At 78.3% G+C, this 244-nt stretch carries 1 pseudogene; it reads left to right on the forward strand.

The features are described from left to right. Positions 1-244 (forward strand): annotated as a pseudogene (locus FQ755_RS17665) (hypothetical protein); the annotation flags it as partial.

A 244-nucleotide genomic window follows, 5' to 3' on the forward strand; every position in this document is an offset into this window, starting at 1 on the left:
GCAGGCACAGTCGCAAGCCGGTGCAGCCCCGGCCTCGGGCGTTCCGCAGATGCCGCGCTCCGGCGACGACATCCGCGCCGACGTGCTGAAGGCCGCCGGCATCGCACCGGCGCCGGTCGCGCCGGCCGCCGCGATGGCGAAGGGCCTGGGCGCGCCGGCCGAGATCCAGATGGGCGGCCGTTCGCCGTACAGCCAGGCCGACGCGCCCGACTGGGCCCGCGAAGCCGCGCAACTCGCCGCGCGC

The organism is Paraburkholderia sp. BCC1885 (assembly GCF_900996235.1).
Taxonomy (GTDB): Bacteria; Pseudomonadota; Gammaproteobacteria; order Burkholderiales; family Burkholderiaceae; genus Paraburkholderia.